Here is a 17,687-nt window from a genome sequence, read left to right on the forward strand (position 1 = left end):
ATATGACGGAAATCGCCTCCGAAGTACTCATCAGGCGGCTCGCCGAATGGGGTGTCGACACCGTCTTCGGGCTTCCCGGTGACGGCATCAACGGCATCATGGAAGGGCTGCGCCGCCAATCCGACCGTGTCCGGTTCGTGCTGGTGCACCACGAGGAGGCGGCCGCGTTCATGGCGGCCGCGCACGCGAAGGCCACCGGCCGCATCGGGGTGTGCCTGGCCACCTCGGGCCCCGGCGGGATCCACCTGCTCAACGGCCTGTACGACGCCAAGCTCGACCACCAGCCGGTGCTGGCCATCACGGGCATGCAGGAGACCAGCGTGCTGGGCACCGGCTACCAGCAGGAGGTCCACCTCGACCGGCTGTACGAGGACGTGACCGAGTACAACCTCGTGGTGGACAACCCCGCCCAGCTGCCCGGGGTGGTGGACATCGCGATCCGCACGGCGTACGCGCGGCGCGGGGTGGCCCACCTGTGCCTGCCCAACGACGTCCAGGTGGCCCCCGCCGACGCCGACCCCTACCAGCACGTCGCCCCCGCGCGGCCCCCCGCGACCGCCCCCGTCTACCTGTCCCCGCCCGGGGTGCCGCGTCAGGAGGACCTGAGGGCCGCCGCCGAGGTGCTGAACGCGGCCCGGCGGCCCGCGATCCTGGCCGGGGCCGGCGCCCTGCACGCCCGCGAGGAGGTGCTGGCCGTCGCCGAGACGCTGGGCGCCCCCGTGATCAAGACGCTGCCCGGCAAGGCGGTCATCCCCGACGACTCGCCGTACGCGGTGGGCGGGATCGGCCTGCTCGGCACGAAGCCGGGCGAGGAACTGATCGAGGACTGCGACACCCTGCTCATGGTCGGCACCAACTTCCCCTACACCAAGCACCTGCCCGAGCCCGGCAAGGTCCGCGTCGTGCAGATCGACGCCGACCCCGCCCGCGCGGGCGTGCGCCTGCCGACCGAGGTGCCGATGGTCGGGGACGCCAAGGAGGGGCTGGCCGCGCTGCTGCCGCTCCTGCACCGGAACGACGACCGAGCCCATCTGGAGAAGTACCAGAAGGCCATGGCCGAGTGGCGGGAGAACATGGCCGCCCTGGAGAACCCGCAGCGCGCCCCGATCGCCCCGCAGTACCTGATCGGGTGCGTGGACCGGGCCGCCTCCGACGACGCCATCCTCACCTGCGACTCCGGCACGATCGCCAGCTGGGCGGCCCGGCACTGGACGATCCGCGGCGATCGGGAGTTCTACCTGTCGGGCAACCTCGCCACGATGGCCCCCGGCCTGCCGTACGCGATCGCGGCGCAGCTCGCCCACCCCGACCGGCAGGTGATCGCGTTCATCGGCGACGGCGGCTTCGCGATGCTCATGGCCGAGTTCCTCACCGCGGCCCGTCTGGGCCTGCCGATCACGGTGGTGGTGAACAACAACGGCTCGCTCGGCCAGATCCTGTGGGAGCAGATGGTGCTGGGGTACCCCGAGCACGGGGTCAGGTTCGGCGAGCCGTCCTCCGACTTCTCCGCCTGGGCCCGCTCCTGCGGCGGGTACGGCCGCAAGGTCACCGACCCCGCCGAGGTGGACGAGGCCGTGAGGCAGGCCCTCGCCCATCCGGGGCCGGCGCTGGTGGACGTCGACGTCGACCCGAACGAGCCGCCCATGCCGGGCAAGGTCGCCCGCGACCAGGCGGTCAGGTTCGCCGAGGCGTTCCTGAAGGGGCAGCCGCACAAGGCGGCCATCGCGACGACGCTGTTCAAGGACAAGATCTCTCAACTGGGGCGGTGACGCCATGACGGACCAGGTGCTCGTTCCCGCGCCCGTGGCTGCCCGGCCGCGCCGGCCGTACGTGCGGCTGCGCGACCTGGAGCGGGACCTCGCCGCCCGGGTGGACGGCGAAATCAGGTTCGACCCGGGCAGCCGGGGGGCCTACTCCACGGACGGATCGAACTACCGGCAGGTGCCGCTCGGGGTGGTGGTGCCGCGCACGGTGGACGCGGCCGCCGAGGCGATCGCGGTCTGCCGGGAGCACGGCGCGCCCATCACCTCACGGGGCGGCGGGACGAGCCTGGGCGGCCAGACCTGCAACGCCGCCGTCGTCATCGACTGGTCCAAGTACTGCCACCGGCTGGTGTCGGTGGACGCCTCGGCCCGCACCTGCGTGGTCGAGCCCGGCATCGTGCTCGACGTGCTGAACCGGCTGCTGGCCGACACCGGCCTGATGTTCGGGCCGCGCCCGTCCACGCACTCCCAGTGCACGCTTGGCGGCATGATCGGCAACAACTCCTGCGGCTCGACCGCCCAGGCGTACGGCAAGACCGCCGACAACATCGCGCGGCTGGAGATCCTCACCTACGACGGCCAGCGGATGTGGGTGGGGCCGACCGGCGACGAGGAGTTCGACCGGATCGTCGCCGAGGGCGGGCCGAGGGCGCGGATCTACCGCGAGCTGCGCGAGATCGTGGACGAGCACGCCGACGAGATCCGCCGCCGCTTCCCCGACATCCCCCGCCGGGTGTCGGGCTACAACCTCGACCAGCTCCTGCCCGAGGCCGGGTTCGACCTGGCCAGGGCGCTGGTCGGGTCGGAGGGCACGCTGGTCACCGTGCTGCGGGCCGAGCTGCGCCTGGTGCCGGCGCCCAAGGCCGAGTGCCTCGTCCTGCTCGGCTACCACGACATCGACGTGGCCGCCGACGCCGTGCCGCGCATCGCCCGCTACGGCCCGCTCCAGCTGGAGGGGGTGGACGACAAGCTCGTGGACTTCGAGCGGCGCAAGCACATGCATCCCGACGCGCTCAAGCGGCTGCCGGAGGGCGGCGGCTGGCTCATGGTCTCCTTCGGCGCCGACTCCCAGAAGGAGGCGGACGCCAAGGGACGTGACCTGCTGAAGGAGCTGAAGGGCAGCGAGCACGCGCCGCACATCTCCTTCATCGACGACGCGAAGACCGAAAAGGAGCTGTGGGAGGTCCGCGAGTCCGGGCTCGGCGCCACCGCCCGCGTGCCCGGCATGCGCGAGACGTGGGAGGGCTTCGAGGACTCGGCCGTCCCACCGGACAGACTCGGCGGCTACCTGCGTGACCTGCGCCGCCTGTTCGAGGAGTTCGGCTACGGCGACGCCTCCCTGTACGGGCACTTCGGGCAGGGCTGCGTGCACACCCGCATCCCGTTCGACATGGTGACGGCCGACGGGGTGGCGGCCTTCCGCGCCTTCCTCGAACGGGCCGCCGACCTCGTCATCTCCTACGGCGGCTCGCTGTCGGGCGAGCACGGCGACGGGCAGGCCAGGGGCGAGCTGCTGCCCAAGATGTTCGGGCCCGACGTCATGACCGCCTTCGAGCAGGTCAAGGCCGTCTTCGATCCCGGCGACCGGATGAACCCGGGCAAGGTCGTCGCGCCGTACAGGCTGGACGAGAACCTGCGGCTCGGCCCCGGGTGGACGCCCGCCGACCCGCCCGTGCACTTCGGCTACCCCGACGACGAGGGCAGCTTCCAGCGGGCCGTCATGCGGTGCGTGGGGGTCGGCAAGTGCCGCGAGCACGTCGGCGGGGTGATGTGCCCGTCCTACCGGGCCACCGGCGAGGAGGAGCACTCCACCCGCGGGCGCTCCCGGCTGCTGTTCGAGATGCTGAACGGCCACGCCGACTCGGCGGTGAAGGACGGCTGGCGCTCCACCGCCGTGCACGACGCCCTCGACCTGTGCCTGGCCTGCAAGGGGTGCAGGCACGACTGCCCGATGCAGGTCGACATGGCGACGTACAAGGCCGAGTTCCTCGCCCACCACTACGCCCGCAGGATCCGGCCGATGGACCACTACGCGATGGGGTGGCTGCCGGTGTGGGCCCGCCTGGCCGCGCTCGCCCCGGGCGTGGTCAACACGCTGGCGCACGCCCCCGTGCTGTCCGCGCTCGCCAAGCGCCTGGCGGGGCTCGAACCGGCCCGGCCGGTGCCGGACTTCGCGCGGATCCGCTTCAGCGACTGGTTCCGGCGGCGCGGGCCGCACGGCGGGGGCGAGCGCGGGCCCGTGGTGCTGTGGCCGGACACCTTCACCGACAACTTCCACCCGCACATCGGCCGCGCCGCCGTCGAGGTGCTGGAGTCGGCGGGCTACCGCGTGCTGATCCCGCCCCGCACGCTGTGCTGCGGCCTGACGTGGATATCGACCGGCCAGCTCGGCGTGGCGCGGCGCGTGCTGCGCCGCACCGTGCGGACGCTCGCCCCGGCGCTGCGCCGCGGCATCCCGATCGTCGGCCTGGAGCCGAGCTGCACGGCGGTGTTCCGGGCCGACGCACCCGAGATGTTCGCGCACGACCGGGACTTCGCCCGGCTGCGCGAGCAGACCAGGACCCTCGCCGAGCTGCTGAGCGCGACCGACGGGTGGGATCCGCCCCGGATCGACCGGGACGCCGTCGCCCAGCCGCACTGCCACCACCACTCGGTGCTCGGCTTCGAGACCGACCAGGCCCTGCTGTCCCGGGCCGGCGTGCGGGTGGAGGCGGTGGGCGGCTGCTGCGGCCTCGCCGGGAACTTCGGCTTCACCGCCGGCCATCTGGAGGTGTCGATGACCTGCGCGGAGCACGAGATCCTGCCGGCGATCCGCGCCGCCGACGCCCGCACGGTCGTCCTGGCCGACGGCTTCAGTTGCCGTACGCAGATCGAGCAGGCGGGGGTGGGGCGCCAGGCGATCCACCTCGCGGAGTTGCTGGCGGCCGGGGTGCGGGGCACGCCGCTGGGCGACCACCCCGAGTGGCGCGCCTCGCGCAGGCCCGGCCCGGCGCGCGTCCTGGGGGCACGGTGAGCGCAGAGGCTGTGGAGGAGACGGACCCCGCGCTGGAGGAGGACGCGTGGTCGGTCGAGGACGCCTCGCTCGCCCTGGTGGAGATGACCCTCAACGCGGTGACGCGCGGCTCCGGCCTGTCGGTCACCCAGTTGCGGGTGCTGCTCGCGGTCGACCGGCACGGCCCGCTGAACCTCAGCGGGCTCGCCGCAATGCTGGGCATGTCGGTCTCGGCCGCCGGCCGCCTGGTGGCCCGCCTGCACACCGCCGGGCTGCTGACGCGCCTGCTGTCCCCGCACAGCCGCCGTGAGGTCAGCATCGACGTCACCGAGACCGGCAGGAGGTCGCTCGAACGGATCCGCGCGGCCCGCCGCGGGCACATCGCCGCCGCGCTGCGCCATCTGCCGCCGGACAGCCGCCGTACGCTCGCGCGGACGCTGCGCGAGTTCACGGCGGCGGCCGGGACAGGCGGGACAGGCGGGACAGACGGTTAGCGGTCGCGGTCGGCGGCCAGGCGGGCCAGGGCCTCGAGACCCGCCGCCGCCCCGGGCGCCAGTTCCGCCGACCGTAGCGCCTCCAGTGCCTCGGACAGCAGATCGTCCACCCTGGCGAGGCTCCACGCCCGCCCGCCCGCCTCTTCCACCAGCCGCGCCGCCCGTGCGAGGTCGGGCTGCGGGAGCGGGCGGCGGTACAGGCCGGCGAGCGCGCCCCCGGCAGGTTCGGCCGACGTCAGCGCGGCGACGACCGGCAGGGACTTCTTCCGGTTGCGCAGGTCGGAATGGACCGGCTTGCCGGTGACGGCCGGGTCGCCCCAGATGCCCAGCAGGTCGTCGACGATCTGGAACGCCAGCCCCACGCGCTCGCCGAACACCCGCAGGAAGGCGACCTGCTCGGTGGTCGCACCCCCCGGCAGACCAGCACCTTGGAGCGCGCCGAGGGCGCAGGCGCAGCCGAACAACGCGCCTGTCTTTCCCTCCGCCATGCGCACGCACTCCCCCAGGCTCACGTCCGCACGCTCCTCGAAGCCGAGGTCGGCGCTCTGGCCGTCCAGCAGCGACTGGACGCACCGGGCCAGCGTGCGGGCGCTCTCGGCGGGCCCGCCGCCGGCGGCGAGCACGGCGAAGGCCAGCGCCAGCAGGGAGTCGCCGGCCAGGATCGCCTCGGCACGCCCGAAGACGTTCCACACGGTGGGGCGGTGGCGGCGGACCGCGTCGCCGTCCATCACGTCGTCGTGGATCAGCGAGAAGTTGTGCACCAGCTCGACCGCGACGGCGGCAGGCAGCGCCGCGTCCGCGTCTCCCCCGGCGCCCTCCGCCGCCAGCAGCGTGAACGCGGGCCGCAGGGCCTTGCCCCCGCCCGCCCGCACCGGCCGCTCCCGCGCGTCCCACCATCCGAAGTGGTACCCCGCCACCCGGCGCATCGACGGAGGCAGGGTGTCGACCGCGCGGCGCAGCGCGGGCTCCACCAGGTCGCGCGTCCGGGCGAGCACGTCCGCCGCGGTCCGCACTCCCTCTGCCACCGGTTCCGTCACGCTCCCACCACCTCGGGCTGGACCCACAGGCCGGCTGGACTTGTCGGCATACCCCGGCCGCCTCCTCACCACACGCCTTCCCGCTCACCATCGGCGCGCTCACATCCGCCGGTCGCGCGACAGGCGCGGCGCCGGATTCGCAAGTACCCTTGCGAAAAGTGCCCTTGAAGGCGTATCAACGAAAGAAGTCTTTCGTTGAGGAGTGCCCGTGGAACCGACCAGGCCGGAACGGCGTGTGCGCGTGCAAGACCCCAAGAAGCTGCGCGCGCTCGCCCATCCACTACGGCTGCGCCTGCTGCGCTACCTGCTGGCGGCCGGCCCGCGAACGGCGGCGCAGTGCGCCGAGGCGCTCGACGACACCGGCTCCAACTGCAGCTACCACCTGCACCAGCTCGCCCGTCACGGGCTGATCGAGCGCGCGCCCGCGCAGGGCGCCAACCGACGCGACCGGCCGTGGCGCGCCGCCGCCACCGGGCTGGAGTTCCTGCCGGAGCCGGGGGACGAGCAGGGCCGGCAGGTCAACGACGCGCTGACCTCGCTGGAACTGGACGAGGTGTTCCGCTCGCTGCAGCACTACCGGCAGCAGCAGCACAAGCTGCCCGACCAGTGGCAGGAGAGCGCGACCTTCCACAACTACACGCTCTCGCTGACCCCCGCGGAACTGCGGCACCTCACCCTGACGCTGGACGCCGTCATCCGGCCGTACCTGCGCCCGACGCGCGACGGGGCGCCGGATGACGCCCGGCCGGTCAGCCTGAGCCTGCAGGCCTATCCCACACCGGAATTCATCTGACATGCCGGTGCTGCTGCGCCGCCGCGGATTCGTCCTCGTCTGGATCGCCGGGCTCGCCTCGAGCGTGGCGAGCTGGCTGCTGATCACCGGGTTGCCGATCTACGTCTTCGGCGTCACCGGCTCGGCGTTGGTCACCTCCTCCGTGTTCCTCGTCGAGCTGTTGTGCGGCATCACCCTGGGATCGTTCGCCGGGGCGCTCGCCGACCGCTTCGACCGGATCCGGTTGATGAGCGGCGTCGCGCTGCTGCAGGCGGCAGTGGTGGTGCCGCTGGTGGGCGAACCCGGCCACCGCCTGTGGATCATCTGCCTGGTCGCCGGCGCCCAGGCCGTGCTGGCCCAGACGTTCGACTCGGCCCGCAACGCGGCCCTGCCGCAGCTCGTCGAGGCCGCGCACCTGGTGCGCGCCAACAGCATGGTCGCGCTCAACACCAGCGTGGGGCGCCTGATCGGCAGCTCGCTGGGCGGTTTCGCCATCACCCGGGAAGGAACCCGCTACCTGGCGATCGGCGCCGCCGTGGCGTTCGTGACGGCCGCCGCCCTGATCGCAGCCGCCCGCCGGACGGCACACCACGACGCCGCGGAACCGGCCCTGGACGGCGGCGCCACGTCGTTCTTCGCGAACTGGCGATCCGGCCTGGTGACGATGATGCGCAGCCGCAGCGTCCGGGCGACGTTCCAGAGCGTGGCCCTGGGCGGTGTCGCCCAGGGCCTGTTCGTGGTGCTCTTCGTCGTGTTCGTCAGCCGCGCGCTGCACGCCGACGGCACGCTCACCGGCGTGCTGCGCGGTGTCCAGGCGATCGGCGGCGTGGCGGGCGGGCTCATCGTCGGCCTGCTCGGCGCACGCCTGAGCCCCTGGCTGTTGATGAGCCTGGGCGCCGCCTCGTTCGGCCTGCTCAGCCTGACCATCTGGAACGGTCCGGCGCTCTCGCGTCAGGCCGAGCTGTACGTCGTGCTGTTCATCCTGGTCGGCGTGCCCGGCATCGCGTACAACAGCGGCGCGTTCGCGCAGATCCAGCAAAGCGTGCCCGGCAGTGATCTGGGCCGGGCCTTCGGCGCGTTCTACGTGGTCCACAACGCGTCGCAGGGACTGGGCATGGCGGCCGCCGGCCTGCTCGGCGACGTGCTCGATGTGGTGCTCGTCCTCAACGTGCAGGCCGTGCTGTACCTGGCCTCCGGCGCGGTGGCCTACTTCGCGCTGCGCCCGGCCCGCAGACCGCGCTGCGAAAGCCTGCGGCAGTGATCGACGCCGCGCTGGACCTGGGCGTCGCGAGCGCACATCTCGTGGTCATCACGACATCCCCTAACGTGGGGCCCTATGCGGAAATGGGTGCAGGAAATGGGTCTCGGGCTCGCCGCGCTCGGCCGCCCCGCGTACATCACGCTCGGCCGGGACGAGGACCTCGGCGCCGACCGGGACGTGGCGGCGATGCGGGCGCGCACCTGGGAGGTGCTGGACGCCGCCCGGGCGGCGGGCGTGCGTTACTTCGACGCGGCCCGCTCCTACGGCCTGGCGGAGGAGTTCCTCGCGGGCTGGCTGGCCGACCGGGGCGTCCGTCCCGGCGAGGTCGCCGTCGGCTCGAAGTGGGGGTACGAGTACGTCGGCGGCTGGCGGATGGACGCCGACCGCCATGAGGAGAAGGACCTGTCCGCCGGGCGGCTGCGCCGCCAGCTCGGCGAGACCCGGGAGCTGCTCGGCGAGCACCTGTCGCTCTACCAGATCCACTCCGCCACCGTGGAGAGCGGGGTGCTCGACGACGAGGAGGTCCTCGGCGAGCTGCGCGCCCTGCGCGCCGAGGGCGTCGCCGTCGGTCTGTCCACCACCGGCCCCCGCCAGGCCGTGACGATCGACAAGGCGGTCGCGACCGGGCTCTTCGACACGGTCCAGTCGACGTGGAACCTTCTGGAGCGCTCGGCGGGCGAGGCCCTGGCCCGGGCACACGCCGCCGGCCTGGACGTGATCGTCAAGGAGGGCGTGGCCAACGGCAGGCTGACCGCCCGCGGCGCGCCCGCCACCCTGACACTCGCCGCACGCGAACGCGGCGTCACCCCCGACGCCCTGGCGCTCGCCGCGGTGCTCGCCCGCCCGTGGGCGGGGGTCGTGCTGAGCGGCGCGGCCACGACCACGCAGCTCGCCGAGAACCTGGCGGCGCTCTCCGTCACCTGGGACGAGGAGGCCGAGAAGGCGCTGGCCGGGCTGGCCGAGGACGCCGAGACCTACTGGGCCCGCCGCGCCGCCCTCCCCTGGACCTGATTCAGGGGAGGAACTCGCCGTCCTTGAGCTCCAGGACGCGGTCGGCCAGGCCGACGAGGCCCGCGTCGTGCGTGGCCACCAGCGCAGTGACGCCCTCGCCCCGGACGAGCACCCGGAGCAGCTCCATGATCTGGCGGGCGGTCTGGGAGTCGAGCTGACCGGTCGGCTCGTCGGCGAGCAGCAGGCGGGGCCGGTTGGCCAGGGCCCTGGCCATGGCCAACCGCTGCTGCTGGCCGCCCGACAGCTCGTACGGCCGCTGCTCGGCCTGGCCGGACAGCCCGACCAGGGACAGCAGCGCCTTGACCCGCTCCTCCCTGTCCTTGGGGGGCACGCGCGCCAGCCGCATCGGCACGCCGACGTTCTCGGCGGCCGACAGCACCGGAATCAGCCGGAACGACTGGAAGACGAACCCGACGATGTCGCGGCGCAGCCGCAGCAGGCCCTCCTCGGGCAGCTCCGGCACGGACTGCCCGGCCACCCGCACCCGCCCCTCGTCGGGCCGGTCCAGGCCGCCGACCAGGTTGAGCAGCGTCGTCTTGCCCGCGCCGGAACGCCCGCGGATCGCGACCAGCTCGCCGGGGTGAGCCTCGAAGGAGACCCCTCTCAGGGCGCGCACACCCTTGGGATAGGTCTTGCGCAGGCCCTCGACGACGACCAGCGGCTCACTCATCCGTCTCTTCCTCTGTCTCGTTGCCGGCGGCCGAGGGCCAGACCCCGATGTGGTCGCGTTCGAGCTCCAGGCGCACCCGGTGCTCCATGGACAGGGCGTTGATGAACTCCCTCGGCAGCTGCAGGCGCCCGGCCCGGTCCAGCACCGCGTACTCCTCGGCGACCACCCTCCCGTCGGATGAGGTGCGGCGGAACGTCTCGCTGGAGGTGCGGCCGTCGCGGATGCCGATCGTCCGGTCGACCTGCTCCGAGACCAGAGGGTCGTGCGTCACGACGACGGTCGTGACGCCGAGCTCGCGGTTGGCGTGGCGCAGGACGCCGAAGACCGTCTCCGCGGTCTCGCTGTCCAGCTCCCCGGTGGGCTCGTCGGCGAGCACCACCTCGGGCGCGTTGGCCAGGGCCACGGCGACGGCCACCCGCTGCTGCTCGCCGCCGGACATCTCCCCGGGCCGCCGGTCCGCGTGGTCCGCCATCCCGGTCAGCTCCAGCAGCTCGTCCGTACGGGCCGACCTGGCCCGCCGGGCCGTGCCGCCCGCCAGCCGCATGGGAAGCATGACGTTCTCCCGCGCGGTGAGGTACGGCAGCAGGTTGCGGGCGGTCTGCTGCCAGACGAAGCCCACGACCGAGCGCCGGTAGCGGAGGCGGTCGCGCGGGGTCATGGACAGCAGGTCGGTCCCGGCGACCCGGGCCAGCCCGGCCGTCGGCACGTCGAGCCCCGACAGGATGTTGAGCAGCGTCGACTTGCCCGATCCCGAGGCCCCGACGATCGCCACCAGCTCACCCCGGCCGATGAGCAGGTCGAGGCCCTGCAGGGCGACCACCTCGACCGCGGCTGAGCCCTCGGTCTTGTAGATCCGCACGAGGTTGTCGCACAGGATGTGGGCGTCCGCGCCGAACGCGGGACCGCCCCGCGTGGCCCGGGCCTCCAGGTCAGCCAGCGTGTCCACGGCTTCCTCCCAGGTAGGCGCCCGCGAGGGCGACGGCGGCGACCCCGGCGGCCACCGCGCCGGCCAGGGCAGAGGGCAGGGCGGGCAGGACCGCTCCGGCCGCCGAGGCGCCGGCGCGCCCGCCCGCGTACGCCGACAGGTCGATTCCGGGCCCGAGCAGCGCGGGCATGGCGAGACCGGCCGCCAGCCCGGCGACCGCGGTCAGGACGAGCAGCGGGGCCGACTCGAGGACGGTGATCAGCCCGGCCTGCCTGCGGGTGAGGCCGAGCGCGCGCAGCAGCCCGAGGTCCTCCGCGCGCCGGGCCGCCCCTCCGGTCAGGGCGATCGCGACGGCGGCCAGCGCGTAGGCGGCCAGCGCCGCGGCGGCCACGCGCAGCGCGGAGGTCAGCGCCGCCGTCAGCGGCGTCCCGGTGATCTCGGCGAGCGCGCCCGCCATGGTGGTCATGCGCGCTCCGGACGGCAGCAGCGGTCTGACCGCCTCGGCGTCTCCCGCGATCAGCAGCGTGTTGACGTGCTCGGGAGCCGCGGGGAGGACGATGAGGGCGCCGTCGTCCGCCCGCACCCCGGGCATCGCGTCGACCGTCCCCGCCGGGGTGACCGTGGTCTGCGCGGGCCAGCCGATCTCGAAGCTGCTCATGGCGGACAGGTCGGGCGAGACCAGCACGCCGGTCCCCGGCGGAGGCAGGCGCAGCGGGCTGCCCGCGACCAGCCGGCGGTAGGCGTCGAGGTCGACCGCGACGACCCTGGCCGCCCGCCCGCCGAAACCCACCTCGGCGACCGTCGTCCCGACCGCGGCCGGGACGACGCCCCTGACACCCGGCGCGTGGATGATGCGTTCCACCGTCTCCGGGGGGAGCCCCTGCTCCCGCTCCACTCTGATCTCGGCGCCGGTCCGCTCCCACGCCGCCTGCCGCTGGGCCGCCTCCAGCCCCCCGGCGGTGGCCATGCCGTACGCCGCCAGCGCGACCGCCGGCAGCAGGGTGAGCACCGGCAGCGCGGCGCCCGGCACGGCCCGGGCGGCGGCGAACCCGAGGAACGGCACGGCCGCGGATCGCCGGGCGGCGGCGCGGAACGCCAGGTGGATCAGGGCCGGGCCGGCGCGGAGCACCGCCAGCGCGACGGCCAGCGCCAGCAGCACGGGAGCCGGGGCGAGGTAGGCGTCACCGGAGCCGAGGCCGCGGCTGCGCAGCAGATGGACGCTCGCCGCGGCGACCACGAGCACCAGGATCTCCATCGCGATCCGGCGGGCCGCGCTCCCGGTCAGCTGTCCTTGTGCCCGCCATCCCCGGATCCGCCGTCGCGGGGACTGGCGCAGCGCGACGGCGGCGCACGCGATCACGACGGTCACCGCCGCCAGCGCCGCCGGTCCCAGCCGCGCGACCGTCGTCGGCGCGCCCGGCACGAGGCCCGCGACCGCCTGACCGGCCACCGCGGCCGGGACCGCGACGAGCGCGACCGCTCCCCCGCACACGCGCACGGCCTGGGCCAGGGACGCCCCGCGGGCGCGCATCAGCAGCAGGTCGCCGTCCACCCGCCGGACGAGCAGCAGCACGGCCAGGGCCACGGTGCCCAGGCACGTGACGGCCAGCCCGGTCAGGAACACCGCGATCAGCGCGCGGGTGACGGCCAGCCGGTCCAGGTACTCCTTCAGGACGCGGTCGAACCCGGTCGACAGGGCGAGTTCGAGGTCCTGCCTCCCCAGACGGCGGCCGAACTCCGCGGTGGCGTCCGCCACGGCCGCCGCGTTGGCCGCGGTGATCCGCTGCGGCGCCGAGCTGACGAGCCACCGGTAGGACATCGGCAGTTCGGCGCCCGCGAGGCTGTCGCCGTCGGTGAGCGCGGTGACGATCAGGTCGTCCTCGGTGGCGAGCGGCACGCGCTGGCGGATGACGTACGTGAGCTCCGGCTCGACGCCCCAGAACCGGTCGGCGGGACGCGCCGGCTCGAACAGGCCGGTCACCTTCGCGGTCACGCCGGCGAGGCGGAGCGTGTCGCCCGTCTTGATCGACATCTCCGTCGCGGCGACGGCGGGGACGGCCACCTCGAGACGCGTGCCCGAGCCGGGGCCCGGGGGGCCACCCTCGACGTACCGCACCTGCCGGTCCGCCCCGGACACCCACTTCAGCGTGAGATACCGGTGCGCCTGCTCGTTGATCAGCATCGGCGGGGCCGAGACGTCGAAGTGCGGCGCGGGGTCGACGACCTCACCCAGCGCCGGGGGGAGCAGCGCGCGCCAGGCGGTGTCCGCCCGGGCCACCTCGTCCGTCGTCCGCAGCGACGTCAGGTCGAAGCGGCGGTCGAACTGGACCGCCAGCGCGGCGGTGACGGGCGGCGTGGAGCCGATCGCCGCCCTGGCCGCCTCGTCGAGAGACGACTCGACCCTCCCGGGCAGGGCGGAGACGACCAGGGCGGCGCCGAACAGCAGCGCGGCCAGCAGGGCCGCCACACCCCTGTGCGCACCCAGCAGGCGGATCACTGCCCCTCCCCCGAACGCAGCGCGGCGGCCGGCTCGCGGCGGTGCAGCGACCGCGCGAGCCCCGCCACGATCACGGACAGCACCGCGAGGACCGCGACCATCAGCACCGCCACCTGCGGCCATGGAACGTGGAGCAGCACGGGCAGCGCGCCGCTTGTCGCGAACCCGGTGGACACCATCGGCGGCACCACCGCGGCGGAGACGGCCACGGCGAGTGCCGCGCCGCCCGCCAGCGCGAGCCCGATCGCGAACGACTGCTCGGCCGCCAGCAGGCCCAGCGTCTGCCGGAAGCGCACGCCGAGCGCGCCGAGCACGGCGAACTCACCCCTGCGCTCCCGTGCCAGGACCGCCGCGTTGACCAGGAATCCCAGCACGGCGAACGCCAGCGCCGCCGCGAAGCCGAGCAGCAGCGCGCCCTGCAGGCCGGCCGCCGTGGGGTCGTCCCGGAAGCTCCGGGTCAGCGCGGCCGCGTCGACGACGTCCCTGTGCCCTCGCCCGGAGGCCACGGCGGCGGCTCGGGTCGTGTCGTGCCCGTCGGCGGCCAGCCACCACTCCGTCACCGGCCACTGCGCGCCCTTCGCCTGTTCCCGCAGCGCCGCCAGGTCGGCGAGCAGGGCCGGGGTCCCCTCCGGTGTGCCGGGCATCGCCGCGACGACGCCCACCACTCTGATCGGTATCGTCGCCGTGCCGGCCGTGATCCGTACGGCGTCCGCCAGACCCGCGGTCACCACCACCGGCAGCGCCTGTCCGGAGGGACCGGCGAGCCGGCCCGCGAGCTCCGCCGGTGACAGCTCCGAAAGGTCGGGACGCAGCAGCAGGACACGGCCCGCTCGCGCGGCGTCCAGGGCGATCAGGGTGGCGTCCGCGCTGTCCGCCACGACCGTGGCGCGGTACGCCGGTGCGGCCGCCACGACCCCCGGCAGCGTCTCGAATGTGCGCGCGTCGTCCCCGGGAAGGGCCGCGACACGCAGGTCGGCGCCCGCGAGATGCCGCGCCCGGTCTTCCTGCGCGCCCCGCCAGGTGGCGGCGGTGGTGAGGGACAGCACGCCGATCGCGACCGCCATCGTCAGCAGCAGCGCGGGACCGGCATAACGGGCGGGACGCCGGCTCACCTGCCGTGCGGCCAGGGCCGGGCCGAAGCCGGAGCGCCGCCGCGTCGCCCGTTCCGCGAACCCGGCGACGGCGGGCACCAGCCGCACAGCGGCCATCCCGCCGCCGAGCAGGGCCAGCGCCGGGCCCGCCCCGATCAGCGGGTCGAGCCCGAGCTCACCGCCGAACCGGGTGGCCTCGGACGCGTCGTAGTGAACCAGCCGCCAGACGGCGAGCGCCGCCACGACGAGCAGCGCCAGGTCGGCGCCGGCCCGCTGCGCCAGGCCGGGCCGGTCGCCGCGTCCGCGCTCGGCCTGCTCCTCGACGTACGTGCGGCGGGCGGCCAGGAGAGGCGGGAACGCCAGCATCGCGGCGCAGGCGAGCGCGACCGCCGCCGCGACCGCGAACGTGGCCCCGTCCGGCGTCCGCGGAGGCTCGACGCCGGTCGCCTCGATCCAGGGGAACGCCCCCAGCAGCCCGAGGAGGGCGGGCGCGAGGAACGGCGCCACCGGCGCGCAGGGCAGTGCGATCAGCAGCGCCTCCCCCGCCGACAGGGCGGCGAGCCGCGGCGACCCGCCGCCCCGGGAGCGCAGCAGGGCCGTCTCCATCCGGCGGTGCTCGGCCAGCAGCCGCGCCGTCAGTGCCAGCGCGTACGCGCCCAGCACCAGCAACTGGAACACCGGGACCAGCATGGTGGAGCGGGCGACCAGGGCGTCGCGGTCGAGCCGCAGCAGCGTGGCGGACAGCGTCTCGGTGACCGTGCACCGGGGGCAGCCGGCCCGCACGGCGCGGGAGACCCCGCCGACCGACGCGGAGAACGGCCGCAGCCGGTCGGGCGGAAGCCTGCGCAGGTCGGGTTCGGCGAGCCAGCGGGCCGAGACGCCGGTCGCGAACCTGTCGAGGAACGTGCCGGACGGCACGACCAGGGGTCCGTATGAGGTGAAGTCACCCGTTTTCGTGCCGGAGCGCAGCAGTTCCTCCCCCGCCCAGCGCGGGTCGCCGGGGTCGCGCAGCCGGAAGACGCCGGTGACGCGCACGCGGGCCTTCCTGCCGTCCAGGCGTCCCACGACGGTGAACTCGTCGCCGGTGGACACGCCCATAGCCCCCGACGCCGGCTCGGACAGCGCCACTTCCACCGTCGCCGTTCCCGCCCCAGTCCTTTCCGGGGGCCAGCGCCCGCTCACCAGGTCCGCCCGGCCGTCCAGTCCCTCGTACATGGCGAACCGGGTCAGGACGGGCCGGCCGCCGCGATCCTGTCCCTCCAGCGCGTAGGAGTCGGACTCGACGCGCACGATGACCCGTACCGGCACATCCCCGTGGGCGTGGGCGATCCCCGTGCGGACGGCCCGGTCGACGCCGGCATAGTCCCCTGCCGTGACCGAGGAGGTGACGACGGTGGCGGTGGCGGTGAGCGGCGCCGTCTCCAGGGCCCGCCGCACCCCCGCCTGGGTCGCCGACCCCGCGTGCAGCAGGAGAGCCGAGATCGTCGTGGTGGCGAGCAGGATGGAGCCGAACGCGGCGGCCAGCAGCAGGGGCTCGGCCAGCGCGCGCCGGACCACCAGCGGCAGCCGCGCTCGCACCATCCTCACGACCCGGCCCTCACCACGTTCATCCCGGCATCATGACAAGCATGATCCAGAAGCACCAGCGTTCCGTTCATCTAAGGTGAGAGGAAAACGGGCCGAGGAGGGCTGCATGCCTGCGGTGAGGCCGTTGCTCACGGGAGATCCGGCCGGGATCGGCGGCTATCGGCTGGAGGGCCGCCTCGGCGCGGGCGGCCAGGGGGTGGTCTACCTCGGCCGTTCGGCCGACGGCACACCTGTGGCGGTCAAGCTGCTGCATGAGGGCTGGTCGGGGGACGCGGACGCCCGCCGCCGCTTCGCGCGGGAGATCGCCGCCGCGCGGCGGGTCGCGCCGTTCTGCGTGGCTCAGGTCCTCGACTTCGACCTGGACGGCCCGCGGCCGTACGTCGTGAGCGAGTACGTGGAGGGCCCCTCGCTGCAGCAGGCGGGACGGCGGTCCGGGCCCGCCCTGCACCGGCTGGCCGTGGCGACCGCGACCGCGCTCGCCGCCGTACACCAGGCGGGGATCGTCCACCGCGACTTCAAGCCCGCCAACGTGCTGCTGGGGCCTGACGGTCCGAGGGTCGTCGACTTCGGGGTCGCCCGCCATCTGGGCGCGACCACGGCGAGCAGCGGCATCGCCGGCACACCCGCCTACATGGCGCCCGAGCAGATCGCCGGCGAGCCGCCCGCACCCGCCTGGGACGTGTTCGCGTGGGGCTGCGTGATGGTGTTCGCCGCCACCGGCAGGCCGCCGTTCGGCGACGATACGCTGCCCGCCGTCCTGAACCGCGTGCTCACCAAGGAGCCCGACCTCGGCGACCTGGAGGAGCCGTTGCGCTCCATCGTGGCGCTGGCCCTGCGCAAGGACCCCGCGGAGCGCCCGGACATCGTCCACATCACGATGCGGCTGCTCGGCGCGGTTCCGGAGGGGACCGCCGGCGACATCCCGGGCGCGCTCACCGCCGCGCGGCGTTCCCCGTCCGCGGGACCGGATACCGTCCCCTCGCCGCGCGGCTCGGGCCGCCGCCGGGGCCTGCTCGCGGGGGCGGCGGTCACACTCGCGGTCGCGGCGACGGCGGGGGTGCTGCTGTCCACGCTGCCGTCCGAAGGCGTCGCCGACGATGACGCGAGGCGCACGACGGCCGTCGTCACGCCGGCCCCCTCGCCTACGCCCACGACCACGACGCCCACGACCACGACGCCTACTCCGATGCCCACTCCGACGCCCGCCGCGACGTCAGCAGGGCGCGAGCCCCTGCGCTTCGGCGCACGCTTCGCGGGCGTGTGGCGCGGCAGGGTGACCTTCGAGCCCGGCGGGCACGACACGCTCGTCCTGACCGTGCCCAAGGGAGGCGACACCGTCACCGAGCAGTTCGTCGACTACCGCTGCGTGGGCAGGTCCAGGCTCGAGGTGGTCAGCGGGACGACGGTGCGGCTGAAGCGGGTGTCCATGCGGGGCAACTGCGTGCGCAACGGCACGATCTACCTGACGGTCCACGACAACGGGGCGATGACGTTCGACTACAACGGGCACGGCGAGAACGCGGTGACGAAGAACGTGCCGTTCTACATGATCGCCACACTCAAACACACATAGCACCACACTTGCGG

12 protein-coding genes are annotated in these 17,687 nt (G+C 74.4%); 7 read left to right on the forward strand and 5 right to left on the reverse strand.

Translation table 11 applies throughout. The features are described 5' to 3' along the window. Positions 1-2: 2 nt before the first annotated feature. Genes ABZ857_RS23130 through ABZ857_RS23140 form a run of 3 tightly spaced genes read left to right on the forward strand, consistent with a single transcriptional unit; the run spans position 3 to position 5,249 of the window. Complete coding sequence (locus ABZ857_RS23130; RefSeq protein WP_357046090.1) at positions 3-1,769, forward strand: thiamine pyrophosphate-dependent enzyme; 1,767 nt, start codon at positions 3-5, stop codon at positions 1,767-1,769. A gap of 4 nt (positions 1,770-1,773) precedes the next feature. Beyond that, a complete protein-coding gene (locus tag ABZ857_RS23135) occupies positions 1,774-4,776 on the forward strand; it encodes an FAD-binding and (Fe-S)-binding domain-containing protein (RefSeq protein ID WP_357046092.1) in 3,003 nt (1,000 codons plus the stop codon). After that, complete coding sequence (locus tag ABZ857_RS23140; protein ID WP_357046094.1) at positions 4,773-5,249, forward strand: MarR family transcriptional regulator; 477 nt, start codon at positions 4,773-4,775, stop codon at positions 5,247-5,249. Before ABZ857_RS23135 ends, ABZ857_RS23140 begins: the two co-directional genes overlap by 4 nt. Here ABZ857_RS23140 and ABZ857_RS23145 read toward each other — a convergent pair. Then, a complete protein-coding gene (locus tag ABZ857_RS23145; RefSeq protein ID WP_357046096.1) occupies positions 5,246-6,286 on the reverse strand; it encodes a family 2 encapsulin nanocompartment cargo protein polyprenyl transferase in 1,041 nt (346 codons plus the stop codon). The two genes, ABZ857_RS23140 and ABZ857_RS23145, sit on opposite strands and share 4 nt — an antisense overlap. A gap of 208 nt (positions 6,287-6,494) precedes the next feature. Here ABZ857_RS23145 and ABZ857_RS23150 point away from each other — a divergent pair, with 208 nt between their 5' ends. The 3 genes from ABZ857_RS23150 (at position 6,495) to ABZ857_RS23160 (ending at position 9,330) form a co-directional block, all read left to right on the forward strand. Next, complete coding sequence (locus ABZ857_RS23150; RefSeq protein ID WP_357046098.1) at positions 6,495-7,079, forward strand: winged helix-turn-helix domain-containing protein; 585 nt, start codon at positions 6,495-6,497, stop codon at positions 7,077-7,079. A 1-nt stretch (position 7,080) separates the two neighbouring features. Then, positions 7,081-8,319: an MFS transporter gene (locus tag ABZ857_RS23155; protein WP_357046100.1), complete on the forward strand. Its 1,239-nt coding sequence runs from the start codon at positions 7,081-7,083 to the stop codon at positions 8,317-8,319. A 75-nt stretch (positions 8,320-8,394) separates the two neighbouring features. Then, positions 8,395-9,330 carry an aldo/keto reductase gene (locus ABZ857_RS23160; RefSeq protein WP_357046102.1) on the forward strand — a complete coding sequence of 312 codons (936 nt, stop codon included), beginning with the start codon at positions 8,395-8,397 and terminating at the stop codon, positions 9,328-9,330. 1 nt (position 9,331) lies between these two features. Here the strand turns inward: ABZ857_RS23160 and ABZ857_RS23165 are convergent, their stop codons facing one another. From ABZ857_RS23165 to ABZ857_RS23180, 4 genes are read right to left on the reverse strand one after another with little or no spacing between them, the layout of a single operon-like run. After that, a complete protein-coding gene (locus ABZ857_RS23165; protein WP_357046104.1) occupies positions 9,332-10,000 on the reverse strand; it encodes an ABC transporter ATP-binding protein in 669 nt (222 codons plus the stop codon). Beyond that, positions 9,993-10,946: an ABC transporter ATP-binding protein gene (locus ABZ857_RS23170; RefSeq protein WP_357046106.1), complete on the reverse strand. Its 954-nt coding sequence runs from the start codon at positions 10,944-10,946 to the stop codon at positions 9,993-9,995. The genes ABZ857_RS23165 and ABZ857_RS23170 overlap by 8 nt, the downstream gene beginning before the upstream one ends. Next, a complete protein-coding gene (locus ABZ857_RS23175) occupies positions 10,930-13,422 on the reverse strand; it encodes an FtsX-like permease family protein (protein ID WP_357046108.1) in 2,493 nt (830 codons plus the stop codon). Before ABZ857_RS23175 ends, ABZ857_RS23170 begins: the two co-directional genes overlap by 17 nt. Then, positions 13,419-16,094: an FtsX-like permease family protein gene (locus ABZ857_RS23180; RefSeq protein ID WP_357046235.1), complete on the reverse strand. Its 2,676-nt coding sequence runs from the start codon at positions 16,092-16,094 to the stop codon at positions 13,419-13,421. Before ABZ857_RS23180 ends, ABZ857_RS23175 begins: the two co-directional genes overlap by 4 nt. Positions 16,095-16,206: 112 nt before the next feature. Here ABZ857_RS23180 and ABZ857_RS23185 point away from each other — a divergent pair, with 112 nt between their 5' ends. Next, complete coding sequence (locus ABZ857_RS23185) at positions 16,207-17,673, forward strand: serine/threonine-protein kinase (RefSeq protein WP_357046110.1); 1,467 nt, start codon at positions 16,207-16,209, stop codon at positions 17,671-17,673. Positions 17,674-17,687: the final 14 nt, after the last annotated feature.

The organism is Microbispora sp. NPDC046933 (genome assembly GCF_040644635.1).
Taxonomy (GTDB): Bacteria; Actinomycetota; Actinomycetes; order Streptosporangiales; family Streptosporangiaceae; genus Microbispora.